The sequence below is a fragment of the Fuscovulum blasticum DSM 2131 genome, assembly GCF_003034965.1.
GTDB classification, from domain to species: domain Bacteria; phylum Pseudomonadota; class Alphaproteobacteria; order Rhodobacterales; family Rhodobacteraceae; genus Pseudogemmobacter; species Pseudogemmobacter blasticus.
The window spans coordinates 272,575-290,091 of sequence record NZ_PZKE01000002.1; the positions used below are offsets into that span (position 1 = coordinate 272,575).

The window sequence follows — 17,517 nt, forward strand, 5'->3', positions numbered from 1 at the left end:
CACCTAAACTTGGCCGCCCGAGTCGGAAAGGCATGCAAAGGCCCCCTGCCCCATGGTTACCAAACCTCCCTTTGAATTCGACATCCGTGTCAGCGCCGAGAAGAAGCGCAAGTCCGCCGGCCGCCGGGGCGGTGCCGCCGCGCCTGCCGAAGCGGCGGGCCGCGCCTGCGACTATCCCGGCTGCAAGGGTGTCGGTGCCTTCCGCGCCCCGAAATCCCCCGACCTGCTGGATGAGTTCTTCTGGTTCTGCAAGGACCACATCCGCGAATACAATCTGAAATGGAACTTCTTCAACGGCACCACCGATGAAGAGTTCCAGAAATTCCTCGACAAGGACCGCGTCTGGGGCCGCGAGACCAAGCCCTTCTCGCGTCAGGGCGACGGCAATGCCTGGGCCCGGATGGGCGTGAACGACCCGATGGAAATTCTGGGCGAGAAGGCCACGTTGAACCGCGGCCCGTCCCCCGCCTCGGGCGCGACGCGCAAGCTGCCGCCGACCGAACGCAAGGCGATCGAGATCCTCGATGCGCGCGATAGCTGGACCAAGACGGAAATCCGCAAGCAGTACAAAAGCCTGGTCAAGGATCTGCACCCCGACATGAACGGCGGCGACCGGCGCGACGAGGAGCGCCTGCAAGAGGTGGTCTGGGCCTGGGACCAGATCAAGGACAGCCGCCACTTCCGCGAATAGGCGGCGCGCCTGGCCCGCTGCGGGGCGCAGGCCGCGCCCCGCCGGCTGATCAGCCCTTGCGGACCAGCAGGTTCTTCGGACGGGCTGCCTCAGAGGCACGGAACAGGCTGAAGGTCTGGTTCATCAGCGAAGCCACCCCCGTCATCGACGCAATCCAGCGCTCCATCTCGGGGGTCCGCTCCACCTCGACCACCTGCACCGGGCGGTCCGGGCCATCGGCCTCGAACTGGCAATAGAACAGCGGATCGCCGCGCTTCAGGATCAGATCCTTGGTGGTGTCATGCCATTCGAAGGCCCACATCAGCGGCCGCACCCAGGCATGAATCGGGAAACGCCCGCCGAAAATCGTGCCGGGCAGCGGCACCGGCCGGTAATGGGCGAAGGAATCGATCTGGCTGATGTAGCAGACCTCTTCCGACACGAAGCAATAGCCCAGGCCAAGCTGCACCGTCGGCTTGTCGGGGTAGCGCCATTCGGCTTCGTTCACCAGATGCAGGATGCTGCCCAGCTTGCCCGACCGCACGCCGCCACGATCACCCGCCCGGTTCACAAGCCGCGCCTGCCCCTTGTCATCGCGGGCAAAGCCGATGTGCAGATCATAGGGGCAGCGTACCAGAAAATAGCGGCTTTCCAGTTGCACAACACCCGGACAGCGCGATGCGGATTTGGAATGTCCCTTGTTGGCCCCCCGGAAACTGACCCGCTCCGGCGGGAACATCATGATCGAGGATTTGTCGTCATGATAGAACCAGCCCACGGTGACAGGGCCAGACTGGGGGCTGCCCTCGGGCCGCTCCAGCGTGATGTTGATGTCCATGGTCAGACCACTTCGTTAAGGCCACTCGTTCTGCACAAAGGCGGGAAGAGGGCGATTGCTCTCTTCCCGCCTCTGTCAGCAACAGGGGTTTACCGTTACCCGAAGACCTCAGGCAACCTTCGAATTGCCCTTGCGGGCCACCCGTTCGGCAAACCGGCGGGCCGGACGGCCCGGCACCAGCAGGCGAACCGGCGCACGGCTGTTGTCAGGATCGGCGGCAAGACCCGGGAAGATCGTCAGGATTTCCTCCAGCGCCTCGGGGCTGACCGACTTCAGCGCCTCGGGGCCGGTGTGCAGGCTTTCCGTCGCCGCCCCGTTCGAGAACACCACCTCATGCGCATCGAACAGGAAGTGCCAGTAGGTCACTTCGGCCATGTCCTCGGCAACCTCGATGCCCGGAAGCGCCAGCAGATGCTTGGCCGCCATCAGCACCTCGGCCTCGCCGAACATGCGCTCTGCCACTTTCGACCGCACCAGCACGCGGTGCTGCGGCGAAACCACAAGGTCGGTTTCCGGCTGGTTGAGCCCCAGCGCCCCCGCACGGATGCGGATCGGGCGCAGGTTCGGCTGTGCGGCCAGATCCTCGGCCGTCAGATGACGCGACCCGATCCAGCGCACCGGCTGATAGCCGTTGTCCAGCGTCAGCACGTCCATGCCGGCTGCCAGCGACTCGACCGCAACCTCGCCGTCTTCGGTCTTGATCAGGGTGCCCGTCGTGAAACAGGTGACGCCCGTGGTGTCAAAGTTCAGCGGGGCCGAACCGTTGACGGTCAGGCTGCCAGTGATGCCAAGTGCAGTCCGGTAGTCAACGCCGTTGATGATGCCGTCAACGACACCGTCTGCGGCGTCCTGGTTCAGCATGTCCAGCGCGTGCACGAAGGGCCCGCCGGAATCTCCAACGGTCGTGTCGTTGTACCAGCTCGTCAGATCAACAAAGTCGTTGTTGCCCTGATTGGCGTCATCGTAAGGCCCGCCGCTGTCCACGCCGAAGTCGGTGATGATGTCGTTGCTGGCACCGTCCCAGACAAAGATGTCATCGCCGGTGCCGCCGGTCAGCGTGTCATCGCCGGCATCGCCTTCCAGGTAGTCGTTGCCCGTGCCGCCCGACAGAGAGTCATTGTCGGCACCGCCCCAAAGCACGTCATTTCCGACGTCGCCAGCCAGCGTGTCGCTGCCGGCATCGCCTTCAAGGTAGTCATCGCCAATACCACCCGAAAGCGTGTCGCTCCCGTCGCCGCCCCAGAGATTGTCATTCCCGGCGTCACCGCTGATGGTATCGTTCCCGACTTCGCCCTGAATAGCATCGTCATTGTCGCCGCCATACAGCGCATCGGCCCCGTCCCCGCCAAACAGCGTGTCGTTGCCTGCGTCGCCATAAACGATGTCGTCATTGTCGCCGCTGACAAGGTTGTCAGCGCCATCGCCGCCGGAAAGCGTGTCGTTGCCGGTTCCGCCGAAAAGCGTGTCATTTCCGGTATCGCCAGACAGGCTGTCGTCCCCGGCATCGCCCAGAACCTGGTCATTGTCGGCACCACCGAACAGCGTATCGTTTCCGTTGCCGCCAAAAACCGAGTCATTCCCGGCATCGCCGTACAGCGAATCCGACCCATCTTCACCCCAAATTCGGTCGTTTTCGGCCCCACCATAGGCAAGATCATTGCCGCCGCCTGCCCAGATCCGGTCATTCCCCTCGTCACCGTAAAGGGAATCGTTCTGGCCGACGCTGGCGCTGGCGCCATCGCCAACTATGTCGTCATTGCCTACACCACCATAAACCAGATCGGCGCCGGCCTGCCCCTGGATATAGTCGTTGCCGCCATCGCCATAGATCGAATCGGCGCCATCAGCCAGGGTGTCAAGGCGCGCACCGACAATGTAGTCATTGTCGTCACCTCCATAAAGCAGGTCAGCCCCGATCCCGCCAATCTCGGTGTCAGTACCCGCGCCTCCGTACATGGTGTTCGCGCCGGTGTCGGTATCGCCTGCTGAAATGTTGTCGTTGCCGATGCCGCCCTCGGCGTAATTGTCGCCAGCCCCGACCGAGATCGAGTCATTGCCGTCGCCGCCGAACATGGAATCGTTGCCATCTTGGCCATAAACGGAGTCGTCACCCGAGCCGCCGTAAAGCGAGTCATTGCCGATGCCGCCGTAAAGCGAGTCAGCCCCGGTCTCGCCAAACATGGTATCGTTGCCATCACCGCCGTCGAGCAGGTCATTGCCGTCTGCGCCACTGCCCCCGTTGGCCTGCACATAGTCGTCGCCCGTGCCGCCGTACAGGGTATCAGAGCCTTCGTTGCCGTAGATACTGTCGTTGCCCGCATCACCATAGATCAGGTCGTTGTCCGTTCCGGCATCCCCCCCGGCACCGTTGTTGCCCAGCAGGTTATCATTGCCAGCTCCGCCATAGACGCTGTCATTACCTCCACCGGCCGCGATGGTATCATTGCCGCCCACGCCCGCCCCGTCCGCACGGTCGCCGTAGATTGAATCATTGCCGATGCCACCGAAGACCAGGTCAGACCCTAGCTGCGCAAAGATCGTGTCATTGCCGTCGCCACCATAGATCTGGTCATTGCCCGTATCGGCCAGCGCGACGCTGTCCCCTTCGATGTAGTCGTCGCCGCCATCACCGAAGATCGAGTCAATCCCGTTGCCGCCGAACAGGGAATCGGTACCGGTTCCGCCCTGCATCTCATCACGGCCGTCGCCCCCGAAAAGGCGGTCGGCGCCAGAGCCGGAAGCCATGGTGTCGTTGCCGTCGCCGCCAAACATGGAATCGTTACCGGATGACGCCCCTTCATCCAAGACATCGTTAGACCCGTTGCCGTAATACAGGTCGTTGCCGTTGCCACCGTAGATCCAGTCACCGTTGGCCGCCGCGTTCGACCCCGGGAACAGCACCCCGGTGCCGTTGCCTCCGGTCATGGTGTCGTTGCCATCCCGACCGAAGTAGCGGTTGTTGGTGTTGTCGTTGTTCCAGGTGTCGTTGCCGTTGGTTCCGGTAATGTCAGTCATGGGCGGGTCAACCTTTTAATTTTCGTGCCGTTCGCGGGCGATTACAGCCATTGCCATGGAAGGCTGGAAGTCCTGTTGCTGCGCCTGTGGCCGTTCAAGGGCGGGTGGGATTCAGGAGGGGCGGGAGGAGGGGTATCTTCTCGATAACTCGCCAGAAACGGGGGCTATGCCGCCCGACAAGGCCCGGATGCCGAACAGACAAACCATCTACAAAATCCAGAACCATCACGATCACAAACCCGATTCGCACATGTGGATATGATCCACTAAGTTACTTCACCTATGCACCATACCACTGGCGAAACGTCAAGCGTTTCACGTCACACAAAACACCCCACGACACGCATAACATTTCACGACACATCAAGACGTTAGAAGTGCCGCGCCACAACACCGGCGCCCGGCCAGGCATCGTGCACGATATGGCGAAATTTCTTCCCAATCAGCCCCATGAGCGCCGTTCATTTTTCCCAAACGGAAGCTGAAATACCAAATATCGGCCATATCGGAACCACAGACCAAGGCAGGCACGGCGCACCCGTTGCGCAGCCGGTCATGCTTCAAAATGCGACAACTGACGAAACATCCGGCGTCACGCGACAGGACGCCCGCCATCCCTGTCAGGCCAGCCGATACAGGCCATGAGACAGTTCATGCCCGTCGCACTTAGGTGAATTTCGCCATACCCGGCCCGCAAACGCGGGTTCTGCCCGGCGCCGCGCGGGCAAGAGCCTGCGCCACAACGGACCGCGAAGACATATGATGTGGGGGAAGAGTGGTACCGACTCCCCGGCTCGAACGGGGGACCCCCAGATCCACAATCTGGTGCTCTAACCAACTGAGCTAAGCCGGCACTCGGGGCGGCATTTACGCGCCCCCGCCCGCGATTGCAAGAGGCGGATTTCAGCAGCAGGATTGCAGAATGGCCGCGCCCGCGCTAGGCGCTGGGGTCACAGGCCGGAGGACCGCCATGAGCATCAACAAGCAAAGCGACATCGCCGCCAACATCCAGATCGGTCCCACCGATCAGGGCATGGTGCGCATCTATATCGAGGCCGATGGCGGCATCGAACTGCCGCTCGACTTCGCCCCGGAAGAGGCCGAGGACATCGCCGAAGAACTGCGCGCCGCCGCCGAGGCCGCCCGCGCCGTGGCCGAAGGCAAGGGCCGCCGCCGGTAACCGCCCCTTGCCGCCGCCGCGCCGCTGCCTAGACTGCCCGCATCAGCAGGAGGCACGGCCATGACGTGGCAAGACTACCTGGATCGCGAACAGCCGCGGTTCGTGGATGAGTTGCTTGAGTTCATCCGCATCCCCTCGGTCTCGGCCAAGCCCGAGAACATGGCCGATGTGCGCCGCGCGGCCGACTGGGTTGCCGCGCGCCTGACCGCCGCCGGGGCCGAGAACGCCGAGGTTCTGCCAACCGCCGGCCACCCGGTCGTGTGCGCCGACTGGCTACATGCCGGGGCCGACAGGCCCACGATCCTGATCTACGGCCATTTCGACGTTCAGCCCGCCGAACCCTTCGATCTGTGGACCACGCCGCCTTTTGACCCGCAGGTCCGCGACGGGCGCGTCTGGGGCCGGGGCGCCTCGGATGACAAGGGCGGGATGCTGATCCCGATCCTTGCCTTCGAAGCAATACTGCGCAGCCAGGGCAGCCTGCCGGTGAACGTGAAGTTCTTCTTCGAGGGGCAAGAGGAAATCGGTTCGCCCGACCTGCCGCCCTTTGTGGCGGCCCAGGCCAACCGGCTGAAGGCCAACATGATCTTTTCCGCCGACGGCCTGCAATGGGCACCCGATCAGCCGCTGGTGCTGGAAGGGCTGAAGGGGCTGGTCTCGCTGGAAATCACCCTGCGCGGCCCGCGGTCGGACCAGCATTCCGGCCTGCATGGCGGCGGCATCGCCAATCCGGCGCTGGCGCTGGCGCAGGTGCTGGCCGGGCTCAAGGCGCCGGACGGCACGGTTCTGGTCAACGGCTTTTATGACGATGTGCTGCCGCTGACCGAGGCGGATCGGGCCGCCATCGCCCGTATTCCCTATGACGAAGCCGCCTATCTGGCCGAAACCGGCGCGCCTGCGGCGGTTGGCGAGCCGGGCTATTCCACCCGCGAACGGCTTTGGGCGCGGCCCACGCTGGATGTGAACGGCCTCACCTCGGGCTGGCAGGGCGCCGGCACCAAGACCGTGCTGCCGGCCGAGGCGCGGGCCAAGATCACCTGCCGTCTGGTCGCCACGCAATCGCCCGAACGGGTATTCGCGGCGATCCGCGATCATGTTCTGGCCCATCTGCCCCCCGGCGTGACGGCCGAGGTGACGCAGAACCCCGGCCGGGCCGATCCGTTCCTTCTGCCCCCCGGCCACAACGCCACCGCAATTGCCGGCAACGTGCTGCGGCAGGTCTATGGGCGCGAACCCTATCGCACGCGGATGGGCGGCTCGATCCCGGTGATGACCACCCTGCTGGAACATCTGGGGGTGCATGGCGTGATGTTCGGCTTCAGCCATGACGATGAAAACCTGCACGCCCCGGACGAATTCTTCCGTCTCGATGCCTTCCGCCGCGGCCAGACCGCCTATGGCAAGCTGTTCGAGGCGCTTGGCAGCGCGGGCTGACCGCCCCCCGCCGGCCAGCGGTTTTCAACCCGTCGCAGCTTGCGGCCGGGATCAAATCCAAGCGGCGCGCGGCGCAAGCTGACGGTTACCGCAAGGCCCCGACGGGCGGTCTGCGCCTGCAGCGCCGCCCGCGCAGCCTGTGCCGAAGGCGCGGGCACCTCGGGCGGCAGGATCAGCACCAGCCCGTCGCGCGCCTCGCGCCAGATGCGGAAATCGGTGATGTCGCGCGCCGCATCCAGCACCGCATTGCGCAGCACATCGGGCGTGACCAGAACCGCCGTGCCATCGGCCCTGTCAAAGGTGAAACTGTCGTCCATCCGCCCCACCACCTCCTCCACCACGCGCAGGGGTGATCCGCAGGGGCAGGCGTGGGGCGACAGGCGCAGCAGGTCGTTCATGCGGTAGCGCGCCATGATCTGGAAGCGGCGGCGAAAGCCGGTGATCAGCGGCGTCACCAGCCCGTCACCCACCGGCAGGAATTCGAAATGAACCGAATCCTCGGCCAGATGCAGCCGCCCCTGCGGGCAGGTCACGGCAAACAACCCCTCGGTCGCCATGTAGATCTGGCCCAGCGGCAGGCTGAACCGCGCCTCGATCACCGCGCGGTCGATCGGGTCCAGCGTCTCGGCCCCCGAATACAGCCGGCGCGGCGACAGGGGCAGCGGCAGTTCGGCCAGCCGGCGCAGCACGCGCGGCGGCGCGATCACGCAGGTCGGCGCAAAGGCCGCCAGCCGGTCGGCCCAGCTTTCGACCCCCTGCCCCAGATCGAAGAACTGCAGCTTCAGGCGCCGGGTGCGCCCGGCGCTGTCATACAGGGCCGAGGCTTGCGGCAGGATCACCGCCACCCGTTCGGGCTGCCACAGAAAGCCGGGCACGGTCTTGGCCAGCATGGTGCCCACCCAGCGGGCCTGCTCTTCCGGCGTCACGGCATAAAGCATCCGGTTGCCGCTGGTGCCGGTGCTGGCCCCGATGCTGACAGCGCCAATCCGGCCCGGCCCGGCAAAGGCCTGCCAGCCCTGTTCCGCAGTGATGCCGCCGCGGTTGAAATCCTGAAACCGGGCCATGACCATGGCCTTGTCGATCACCGGCAGGTCGTGCAGGCGACGCGGCGCATCGGCGTAAAACGCCACGCGGGGCAGGTCGCGGGCCAGCCAGCGGTCAAGCTGCCGCTTCTGCCACGCCTCGAACCGCGCCCGGCCCTGCCCCGCCCGACTGGCCCAAAGCGTGCCGGCGAACCCGGCAACGGCTGGCCAGATCGCGGTCATCGGGCGACCGCAGGCAGATCGAAGGGCGTGTCTTCCGGCTGGTGGCACAGCACCACCTGCCCGCCCGCCCGCGCAAAGGCCGCCACCTGCGCGGTCGTGACCTCCCAGGCGGCCCGATCCTCGGCCACGGCGCGGGCCGGATAGCCGGGGGCACGGCCCGGCTCCAGCGCCTGCACCCGCCATTGCACATCGCAGGCATAAAGCAGCGGCGGCGCGAGATGCGGGAAACACAGGCCGAAATGCCCCTCGGCATGGCCGGGCAGGTCCATCGCCAGCACCGACCCGTCACCGAACAGATCGCTGCCATCGGGCAGGCCCAGCGGGGCCGCAACGCGCGGCAGGCTGTCAATGTCGGTGCAGCGGTCCATCAGGCCGGGGGGCAGCAGTTCGGGAAAGATGCCCCGATGCAGGTTCGCAAAGCGCGACCGGCCCAGCGTGGCGGCCAGCACCGCGCGCCGGGTCAGGATGCGCGCCTGCGGAAATTCGTCCAGCCGGGCGACATGATCGGCATGAAGATGCGTCAGGATCACCAGCCGCACATCCGCCGGCGTGAACCCCATCCGCGCCAGCACCGCCTGCGGCGCCTGATCTTCCACAAGCATCGGCCGCAGGACGGTGGAATACAGCCGCAGCGTCAGGCTGCGCCCCGGCGCTGCCGTCACCTGCGGGCCATAGCCGGTGTCAATCAGCACCGGCCCGTGAACCGGGTGGACAAGCACGCCATAGCGCACCTTCAGCACCACCCGCCCCGGCGGCGCCTTGCGCAGCACCAGCCGGCCGTTCACGGTGACAGTCGCGCTGTTGGGAAAAACCGGCTTCATCCCGCAACGCCCCTTGCCGCCGCCAAGGCGTCTTCCAGCCCGGGCGACAAGGGCATGACCGGCCGCCAGCCCAGCAGGGACCGGGCCTTGGTCAGGTCAAGGCTTTGCCGGAACGCGAACAGCCCCAGCGCATAGGGTGTCACCACAGGCTCGCGCCCGCCCGGCAGGGCCAGCGTCACCGCCTCGGCCAGCCGCGCCAGCGCCATCAGCGGGCGCAGCGGCATCGGGCGCCAGCGGACCGGCAGGTCCAGCGCCGCGCCAACCCGGGCGACGATCTCACGCACCGGCGCCATCTCGCCGCCCGAGATGTGGAAGGTCTGCCCTTCCACCGCCGGACCGGCCAGAACCGCCGCCTGAATGGCGCCGACCACATCGCTGACATGGGTCAGGTCGATGGCCGCAACCCCGCCGCGCAGCAACGGCAGCGGCCCCCGCCGCAGCGCCGCCGCCAGCCGCGGCAGAAGCGTCTGTTCCCCCGGCCCATAGATGCCGCGCGGGCGCAGCGTCACCGGCCCCAGCGCCCCCCGCGCCAGCACCAGCCGCTCGGCCAGGGCCTTGCTGCGGGCATAGGCGTTGATCGGCGGCGGCAGGGGCGCATCTTCCCGCAGCCCGATCTGGTCGCGCAGCGCAAATCCCACCGCGGGGGACGAGATATTGACGAAGCGCCGCGCGCCCAGCGCCCCGGCCAGATCCAGCGCGGTGGCGGTGCCGGTGACATTGGCCGCCTCAAACGCCGCCCACCGCCCCCAGGGGGCCGACAGCGCCGCGCAATGCACCACCGCATCGACCGCGCCGATCCGCGCCGCCAGCGCCGGATCGAAGCCCCCGGCCAGGTCAAGCCGGTGCACCGCATGGCCCTGCCCCGCCAGCCGGGCACAGGCTGCCGCATCGCGCCCGGTCAGCACCAGCGGCCAGCCCTGCGCCTGCAACGCCCGCGCCAGATGCCCGCCCAGATAGCCGGTCGCCCCGGTGATCAGCACCCGTGGCCCGCTCATGCCACCAGCGCCATGCCGCCGAAACTGACCCCGGCCGAGGTTCCCAGCAGCAAGACCCGCGCCCCCGGCCAGATGCGGCAATCGCGGGCCGCACTGTCCAGCGCGGTGGGGATCGAGGCGGCGATCTGGTTGCCCAGCCGTGCCGCCATGTTCACCACCCGCTCCGGCGCAAAGCCGGTTTCGCGCACCATATGCTCCAACGCCAGCGGGCTGGCCTGATGCGGCACCACCAGATCGACATCCGCCGCCGTCCAGCCCGCCGCCGCCAGCAAGCGCCCCACGAAATCGGGGAAATGCCGATGCGTCACCCGGAACAGCGCCTTGCCGTCCATCTGGAACCGCGCCTCGGCGGCAAAGCCCTGCGGATCGCGGTGAAAGTCGATCCGCGTGCCGCCCGCGCCAAGGCGGCAGGCGTCATAGGCGGCGGGATAGGTTTCCATCAGGCTGGCCCGGATGCCCTGCCCCGGCAGCGCCGCCCGCGTGACAACCGCCGCCGCCGCCCCGTCCCCGAACAGCGCCGCAACCTCGGGCTGCGCGTCCCAGGGCAGCGCGCGCGAGGCGACTTCGGACGAGAACACCAGCACGTTGCGCGCCATTCCCGCCGCGATGCGCAGCGCGGCAAGGTCCAGCGCGGCCAGAAAGCTGAGACATGTCGCGTTCACGTCAAAGGCGGCGGCGCGGCCTTCGGGCAGGCCCAGCCGCTGCATGACCAGCGGCGCAGTGGCGGGCAGCGTCTGATAGGGAATCCCGCAGGCCCCCAGCACAAGGTCAATGTCCGCCGGCCCCACCCCAGCCCGGTCCAGCGCGGCCTGCGCGGCGGCGACAGCCAGGTCGATCTGGTCCTCGGCCCCGCAAACCCGCCGCGCCACCACCCCGGTCGCGGCGGCCAGCGTGCCGGGCCGCAGCCCAAGCCGCGCATCCATCTCGGCCGATGTCACCTCGGCCATGGGCAGGGCGTGTCCGGTGCCGGCAATCCGCACCGGCAGCAGCGCAGGCGCGGCCTTCGGCGTTTCCGTCTGGCGGGGAACGGGGCGATCATGTTTCACGGCGACACACCTTTTTGCCAGAGTAAGACCCCGCAGCGCCGCAAGGGCAAGGCAGGGTTTCCATCCCCCGGCAGGCTTCGCCGCATGGGCGCGACTGGCCCTTCCCCGCCACAGCCGCAACGCGACTCCAAGCTGGACCGGCCCCGGTGTTGCCGCTAACAATTTTCGGGGGCGGCCCGGCACACCGGGCGAATCCTGGGGAGGGTTTCCATGGCAATCACAGGCGCGCATGTGGCGCGGGCGCCGCGCATCCGGCTGGGCATGGTCGGCGGCGGGCGCGATGCCTTCATCGGCGCGGTGCATCGCATCGCGGCACGGCTGGATGACCAGTATGAACTGGTCGCGGGCTGCTTCTCGTCCTCGCCGGAAAAGGCGCTGGCCTCGGCGGCCGATCTGGGCGTGCCCCGCGCCTATGCCAGCTTTGCCGACATGGCCGCGCGCGAAGCCCGGCGCAAGGACGGGATCGAGGCGGTGGCCATCGTCACCCCGAACCATATGCACGCCCCCGTGGCGATGCAGTTCCTGAAACGCGGCATCCATGTGATCTGCGACAAGCCGCTGACCGCCACCCTGCCCGAGGCAAAGCGACTGGCCCGCGCGGCGGAAGCCAGCGGCGTGATCTTCGCGCTGACCCACAATTACACCGGCTACCCGATGATCCGCCACGCCCGCGCGCTGGCGCAATCGGGTGCCTTGGGTGAAATCCGGGTGGTGCAGGTGGAATATGCGCAGGACTGGCTGGCCGAACCGATCGAACAGTCGGGCCAGAAACAGGCCGACTGGCGCACCGACCCCGCCCGCACCGGCGCAGGCGGCAGCACCGGCGACATCGGCACCCATGCCTTCAACCTGGCCGGTTTCGTCACCGGGCTGGAACTTGAGGAACTGGCCGCCGACCTGCAACGCTTCGTGCCGGGCCGGCGGGTGGATGACAACGGCCATGTGATGCTGCGCTACAAGGGCGGCGCGCGGGGCATGTTGTGGTGCAGCCAGGTGGCGACGGGCAACGAAAACGCGCTGCGGCTGCGGGTCTATGGCACGAAGGCCGGCATCGAATGGGCGCAGGAAGACCCGAACTATCTGTGGTTCACGCCGCTTGGCCAGCCGCGCCAGCGCATCACCCGCAACGGCCCCGGCGCCGGCCCCGAAGCGGCGCGCGTCTCGCGCATCCCCTCGGGCCACCCGGAAGGGTATCTGGAAGGCTTCGCCAATATCTATGCCGAGGCCGCCCGTGCGATCATCGCGCGGCGCGACGGCGCAGCGGCGGACCCGGCGATCACCTTCCCCGGCCTGCGCGAAGGGCTTGAGGGCGTGGCCTTCGTCGATGCCTGCGTGCGGTCAAGCGCGCGCAACGGGGCCTGGGTCAAGCCCGCGCTTTAGCGGCACACCGCACCGAAACGGGGGGAAGGGAGAGCACGATGCAGACCATCAAGGGACCGGCGCTGTTTCTGGCGCAATTCGCCGGCGACGCCGCGCCGTTCAACACCTGGCCCGACATCACCCGCTGGGCCGCCGATTGTGGCTATGTGGGCGTGCAGGTGCCCAGTTGGGACGCGCGGCTGTTCGATCTGGACAAGGCCGCCGCGTCGAAGGGCTATTGCGATGACTTCAAGGGACAGGCCGCCGCGAACGGCATCGCCGTGACCGAACTTTCCACCCACCTGCAAGGTCAGCTTGTGGCCGTGCATCCGGCCTATGACACCGCCTTCGACGGCTTTGCCGCGCCGCAGGTCCGGGGCAACCCCAAGGCCCGCGCCGAATGGGCGGTGGATCAGGTGAAGAAGGCACTGACCGCCAGCCGCAACCTGGGCCTGACCGCCCATGCCACCTTCAGCGGCGCGCTGGCTTGGCCCTATGTCTACCCCTGGCCGCAACGCCCCGCAGGGCTGGTGGAAGAGGCATTCGACGAACTAGCCCGGCGCTGGCGGCCGATTCTGGACCATGCCGAGGATTGCGGCGTCGATGTCTGTTACGAGATCCACCCCGGCGAAGACCTGCATGACGGCATCAGCTACGAGATGTTTCTGGAGCGGACCGGCAGTCATACCCGCGCCTGCATGTTGTATGACCCTTCGCATTACGTCCTGCAGCACATGGATTACCTGGAAAACATCGACATCTACCACGACCGCATCCGCATGTTCCATGTGAAGGATGCTGAGCTGAACCCCACCGGACGGCAGGGCGTCTATGGCGGCTACCAGTCCTGGGTGAACCGCGCCGGCCGCTTCCGCAGCCTTGGCGACGGGCAGGTCGATTTCGGCGGCGTGTTTTCAAAGCTGACGCAATACGGCTTTGACGGCTGGGCCGTGGTGGAATGGGAGTGTTGCCTCAAGCACCCCGAGGACGGGGCGCGCGAAGGGGCAGATTTCGTGAAGGCCCATCTCATTCGCGTCACCGAAAAGGCGTTCGACGATTTCGCCGGATCGGGTGCCGACCGGGCCGCGAACCGCCGGATGCTGGGGCTGGACTGATCCGGGCTCCGGGGGGCACCCCCCGGATTCCCATGGGATATGTGCAGAGCAAGCCGCAGGTCAGGCCTTGGCCAGATCCTCGAACAGCCTCGCCACGCCTTCGGCGCCGGGGTCGTTGAACCCTTTCAGCTTGTCGGCGGACAGATAGGTTGCCCGCCCGGCCCGGGCGCGGGTCATGGCCGCGGTGCTGTCGGCCCCGGCGCGGGCGGCGGCGGCGGCGGCCCCCACGCCTTGCGGCAAGGCGGCAAGGGCCGGGGCCAGCGCGTCGATCATGGTGCGGTGGCCGGGCGCCGCGCCACCCACCTGCATCACCCGGTCCAGCCCCGCCGAAAGCGCACCGATCCAGTCCTTCCCGCCCGCCGAGGCGTCGCCCGCGGCGGCGAAGAAGATCGCCAGCAGCACCCCGGACGATCCCCCCATGGTCTGCGCCAGCTCCATGCCGATGGCGCGGTAAAGCTGGGTCGGGTCCGCCAGCGGCAGCCGGTCCAGCGCCGCCTGCAAGGCCCGTGCCGCCCCGGCCAGCGTGCTGCCGGTGTCGCCGTCGCCGGATTTGGCATCCAGCGCGTTCAGATCCTTTTCCACCGCGATCAGCGCCGCGCAGCAACGCGCGATCAGCGCCCGCCGCGCCGGATGGGCCGAAGGCACAGGCTGGATCGGCGCCAGCCCGTCGGGCAAGGGCCGCACCGCCACCGGCCCCAAGGGCAGGCAGCCGGGCCAGGCATGGGGGCCACCGGGGCCGCCAGCAGCCGCGCGCGGTCTTCGTCCAGCGGCAAGAGCGACAGCGAGAACCCGTGCATGTCGAGCGAGGTCATCAGCGGGGCCGGCCCGATCAGTGCCTTGATCTGCGGCGCAATGGGCGACCGCGCCAGTTCTTCGGCCAGCAGGCTCATTTCCAGCGGCGTGGTGGAGCCAAGGTTGTTCAGCAAGGCCACATGGTCGCCCTTGCCCATATGCGGCGCCAGCCGTGCCGCGACCATCTGGATCGCCGCCCGCGCGCCCGAGAAATCAACCTGTTCGACCCCGGCCTCGCCATGGATGCCAAGGCCCAGTTCCGCCTTGCCCTGACCGATGCGGTCTTCCTTGGGGCTGCCGGGCACGGTGCAGGTGTCAAGGCTCATCCCGATGGAGATGGCGCCCTTGATCACGCCCTGGGCAGCGGCGGCGATGGTGTCGAGATCGGCGCCCGCCTCGGCCAGCGCGCCGGCGATCTTGTGCACGAAGAGCGTGCCCGCCACGCCGCGCGCCTGCGGCAGATCGGGCAGCGCCACATCGTCATCGACGATCACCATCGCGACCTTCAGCCCGAATGCGCGGGCGCGTTCGGCGGCAAGGCCGAAATTCAGCCGGTCGCCGGTGTAGTTCTTGACGATCAGCAGACAACCGGCCTTGCCCGTGACGGCCAGGATACCGGCCAGAACGGCATCGACCGAGGGGCTGGCAAAGACATCGCCGCAGACTGCCGCCGTCAGCATCCCCTGCCCGACAAAGCCCGCGTGCGAAGGTTCGTGCCCCGAACCGCCGCCCGAGACCAGCGCCACCTTTGCCCGGTCCCAGTCGGTGCGGACCACCACCTTGATATGCGGGTATCCGTCCAGCCGCGCCAGCCGCCCGCCCGCCGTGCGCAGCAGCCCGTCGATGGCCTCGGTCACCAGGGTTTCCCTGTCATTCATGAACTGTTTCATGCGGGGCCTCCTTGCAGGCGGTTTCCGGCGGCGTCGAACCAAAGCGGCGTTTGCGGCCGGATCTGCACGGTATCGCCCGGCGCCAGCCGGGTATGCGGATCGGCCAGGGTGACAATCTGGTGCGGGCCAAGGCTCAGGTGCAGCCGGGTCTGGTCGCCCAGATGTTCCACCCGGCCCACCGTGGCGGCCTGGCCTTCGCCAAGGGCAATGTGTTCTGGCCGCAAGCCCATCTGGACCGCGCCCGGCGGCGCACCGGGGCCAAAGGCATCGGCCGGCAGCAGGGTGATGCGCGGCTGGCCCAGCCGGCTGGCGACATAGGTGGACACCGGGGATTCGTAGATCTCGCGCGGGGTGCCGAACTGCACCAGACGGCCTTGGTCCAGCACGCCGACATGCGTGGCCATGGTCATCGCCTCGATCTGGTCATGGGTCACATAAAGGAAGGTCGCGCCCAGATCGGCGTGGATGCGCTTCAGCTCGATCCGCAGGTCGGCGCGCAGCTTGGCATCCAGCGACGACAGCGGTTCATCCATCAGGTAGATGCGCGGATTGCGCACCAGCGCGCGGCCGATGGACACGCGCTGCATCTCGCCGCCCGACAGCGCGGTCGCCTTGTTGTCCAGCTTGTGCGGGATGCGCAGCACCTCGGCCACCTCGGCCACGCGGGCGGCGATCCGGTCTTCCGGCATGGCGATCATGGGCGACCGCAACGGAAAGGCCAGATTGTCCCGCACGGTCATATGCGGGTAGAGCGAATATTGCTGGAACACCATCGCCACATCGCGCATGGCCGGCGTGTCCGACAGGACCGAGGCGCCGCCGATGCGGATGTCGCCGGCATCGGGCCGGTCAAGCCCGGCGATCAGCCGCAGGGTGGTGGTCTTGCCCGCCCCGGTGGGGCCAAGCAGCACCACGAAAGACCCGTCGGGAATGGTCATCGACACGTCCTTCAACGCCTGCACCGCGCCGTAGGACCGGCTCAGCCCGGAGAGCACCACCTCAGCCATGGAACACCCCCGCATTGGCCGCCGTGCGGAAGGCACGGCCGGTGCCCTGATCGAACAGCGACAGTTTCGGCGCGGCGAAGCTGAGGCCCACCGTCTCGCCCGCGCTGGCGCGCTGGCCGGAGGGCGCGCGGGCCTTGATCTGGCCCTGCGCGGTGTCCAGCGTGATGATCTGTGTGGTGCCCAGATATTCGGTGGCCACCACCCGGCCGCGATAGGGGCCGTCTGCGGTCAGCGTCACATGTTCGGGGCGCACGCCCAGAACCAGCTTGCGACCCTCGGCCTCTTCCTGAAGCTGCGGCACCTCGATCCGGGTGCCCGCCAGCGTGACGGTGGTGCTGCCGGGGCGGAAGCCGCCTTCGAAATGCAGGAAGTTCATCGACGGGCTGCCGATGAAATCGGCCACGAAGAGCGTGGCGGGGTGGTCGTAAATCTCTTGCGGGGTGCCGAATTGTTCGACGACGCCGTGGTTCATCACCACGATCTTGTCGCCCATCTGCATCGCCTCCAACTGGTCATGGGTCACATAGACCGTGGTCGCGCCCATCCGGTCATGCAGGGCGCGCAGCTCCTCGGCCATGATCTCGCGGAATTCGGCGTCCAGCGCGCCAAGGGGTTCGTCCATCATGAAGGCCTTGGGGTTGCGCACGATGGCGCGGCCCAGCGCGACGCGCTGCCGGTCGCCGCCCGACAGGCCGCCCACGCCCTTGTCCAGCAGGTGGTCAATCCGCAGGATTCGCGCCACCTCGGCCACGCGGGCCTGCACCTGCGCGCGCGGCATACCCTGGCTAACCAGCGGATATGAAATGTTTTTCCGAACGCTCATATGCGGGTAAAGCGCGAACATCTGGAACACCATGGCGATGTCGCGCTGGCTGGCGGGGCGTTGCGACACGTCTTCGCCGTCGATCAGGATTTCGCCGGAGGTGGGCAGTTCCAGCCCCGCGATCATGCGCAGCGTGGTGGTCTTGCCGCAGCCCGAAGGGCCCAGCAGCATGAAGAATTCGCCATCGCCGATGGTGAAGGTCGATCCCTTCACCGCCGTGAAGGCGCCGAATTCCTTGCGGAGATTGCGAATGACGATCTCGGCCAA

General features: G+C 67.4%; 13 protein-coding genes, 1 tRNA gene and 1 pseudogene. 5 read left to right on the forward strand and 10 right to left on the reverse strand.

Annotation, left to right across the window (positions count from 1 at the left end):
• Positions 1–52: 52 nt before the first annotated feature.
• A complete protein-coding gene (locus tag C5F44_RS03500) occupies positions 53–691 on the forward strand; it encodes a J domain-containing protein (protein WP_107672107.1) in 639 nt (212 codons plus the stop codon).
• 49 nt (positions 692–740) lie between these two features.
• Here C5F44_RS03500 and C5F44_RS03505 read toward each other — a convergent pair whose 3' ends face one another.
• The 3 genes from C5F44_RS03505 to C5F44_RS03515 all read right to left on the reverse strand — a co-directional run bounded on the left by C5F44_RS03505 (position 741) and on the right by C5F44_RS03515 (position 5,376).
• Positions 741–1,508 carry a hypothetical protein gene (locus C5F44_RS03505; RefSeq protein ID WP_107672108.1) on the reverse strand — a complete coding sequence of 256 codons (768 nt, stop codon included), beginning with the start codon at positions 1,506–1,508 and terminating at the stop codon, positions 741–743.
• Positions 1,509–1,616: 108 nt separating this feature from the next.
• Positions 1,617–4,523, reverse strand: coding sequence for a Hint domain-containing protein (locus tag C5F44_RS03510; RefSeq protein WP_107672109.1), 2,907 nt, complete (start codon positions 4,521–4,523; stop codon positions 1,617–1,619).
• 776 nt (positions 4,524–5,299) lie between these two features.
• Positions 5,300–5,376: transfer RNA gene (locus tag C5F44_RS03515), tRNA-His, on the reverse strand.
• A 117-nt stretch (positions 5,377–5,493) separates the two neighbouring features.
• Here C5F44_RS03515 and C5F44_RS03520 point away from each other — a divergent pair.
• The gene (locus C5F44_RS03520; protein ID WP_107672110.1) at positions 5,494–5,703 is read left to right on the forward strand and encodes a DUF6324 family protein; all 210 of its coding nucleotides are present in this window, start codon (positions 5,494–5,496) and stop codon (positions 5,701–5,703) included.
• 60 nt (positions 5,704–5,763) lie between these two features.
• On the forward strand, positions 5,764–7,137 hold the full coding sequence (locus tag C5F44_RS03525) for a dipeptidase (protein ID WP_107672111.1): 1,374 nt from the start codon (positions 5,764–5,766) through the stop codon (positions 7,135–7,137).
• Here C5F44_RS03525 and C5F44_RS03530 read toward each other — a convergent pair.
• Genes C5F44_RS03530 through C5F44_RS03545 form a run of 4 tightly spaced genes read right to left on the reverse strand, consistent with a single transcriptional unit; the run spans position 7,098 to position 11,264 of the window.
• A complete protein-coding gene (locus C5F44_RS03530) occupies positions 7,098–8,402 on the reverse strand; it encodes a CoF synthetase (protein WP_107672112.1) in 1,305 nt (434 codons plus the stop codon). The genes C5F44_RS03525 and C5F44_RS03530 overlap by 40 nt on opposite strands.
• Entirely contained in the window at positions 8,399–9,223 is an 825-nt protein-coding gene (locus C5F44_RS03535) for an MBL fold metallo-hydrolase (protein ID WP_107672113.1), read from the reverse strand. Before C5F44_RS03535 ends, C5F44_RS03530 begins: the two co-directional genes overlap by 4 nt.
• Positions 9,220–10,218, reverse strand: coding sequence for an NAD-dependent epimerase/dehydratase family protein (locus C5F44_RS03540; protein WP_107672114.1), 999 nt, complete (start codon positions 10,216–10,218; stop codon positions 9,220–9,222). The genes C5F44_RS03535 and C5F44_RS03540 overlap by 4 nt, the downstream gene beginning before the upstream one ends.
• On the reverse strand, positions 10,215–11,264 hold the full coding sequence (locus tag C5F44_RS03545; protein ID WP_235822489.1) for a 3-oxoacyl-[acyl-carrier-protein] synthase III C-terminal domain-containing protein: 1,050 nt from the start codon (positions 11,262–11,264) through the stop codon (positions 10,215–10,217). The genes C5F44_RS03540 and C5F44_RS03545 overlap by 4 nt, the downstream gene beginning before the upstream one ends.
• 210 nt (positions 11,265–11,474) lie before the next feature.
• On the opposite strand from C5F44_RS03545, the gene C5F44_RS03550 reads away from it, so the two are divergent.
• Both C5F44_RS03550 and C5F44_RS03555 read left to right on the forward strand, forming a co-directional pair.
• A complete protein-coding gene (locus C5F44_RS03550; RefSeq protein ID WP_181318175.1) occupies positions 11,475–12,644 on the forward strand; it encodes a Gfo/Idh/MocA family protein in 1,170 nt (389 codons plus the stop codon).
• Between the two features lie 38 nt (positions 12,645–12,682).
• Positions 12,683–13,738, forward strand: coding sequence for a sugar phosphate isomerase/epimerase family protein (locus C5F44_RS03555; protein WP_107672115.1), 1,056 nt, complete (start codon positions 12,683–12,685; stop codon positions 13,736–13,738).
• 60 nt (positions 13,739–13,798) lie between these two features.
• Here the strand turns inward: C5F44_RS03555 and C5F44_RS03560 are convergent.
• The 3 genes and pseudogenes from C5F44_RS03560 to C5F44_RS03570 all read right to left on the reverse strand — a co-directional run bounded on the left by C5F44_RS03560 (position 13,799) and on the right by C5F44_RS03570 (position 17,517).
• Positions 13,799–15,420 (reverse strand): annotated as a pseudogene (locus tag C5F44_RS03560) (dihydroxyacetone kinase subunit DhaK).
• Positions 15,417–16,427, reverse strand: a complete 1,011-nt coding sequence (locus C5F44_RS03565; protein WP_107672116.1) for an ABC transporter ATP-binding protein — start codon at positions 16,425–16,427, stop codon at positions 15,417–15,419. Before C5F44_RS03565 ends, C5F44_RS03560 begins: the two are co-directional and overlap by 4 nt.
• Positions 16,420–17,517 carry an ABC transporter ATP-binding protein gene (locus C5F44_RS03570; RefSeq protein WP_107672117.1) on the reverse strand — a complete coding sequence of 366 codons (1,098 nt, stop codon included), beginning with the start codon at positions 17,515–17,517 and terminating at the stop codon, positions 16,420–16,422. The genes C5F44_RS03565 and C5F44_RS03570 overlap by 8 nt, the downstream gene beginning before the upstream one ends.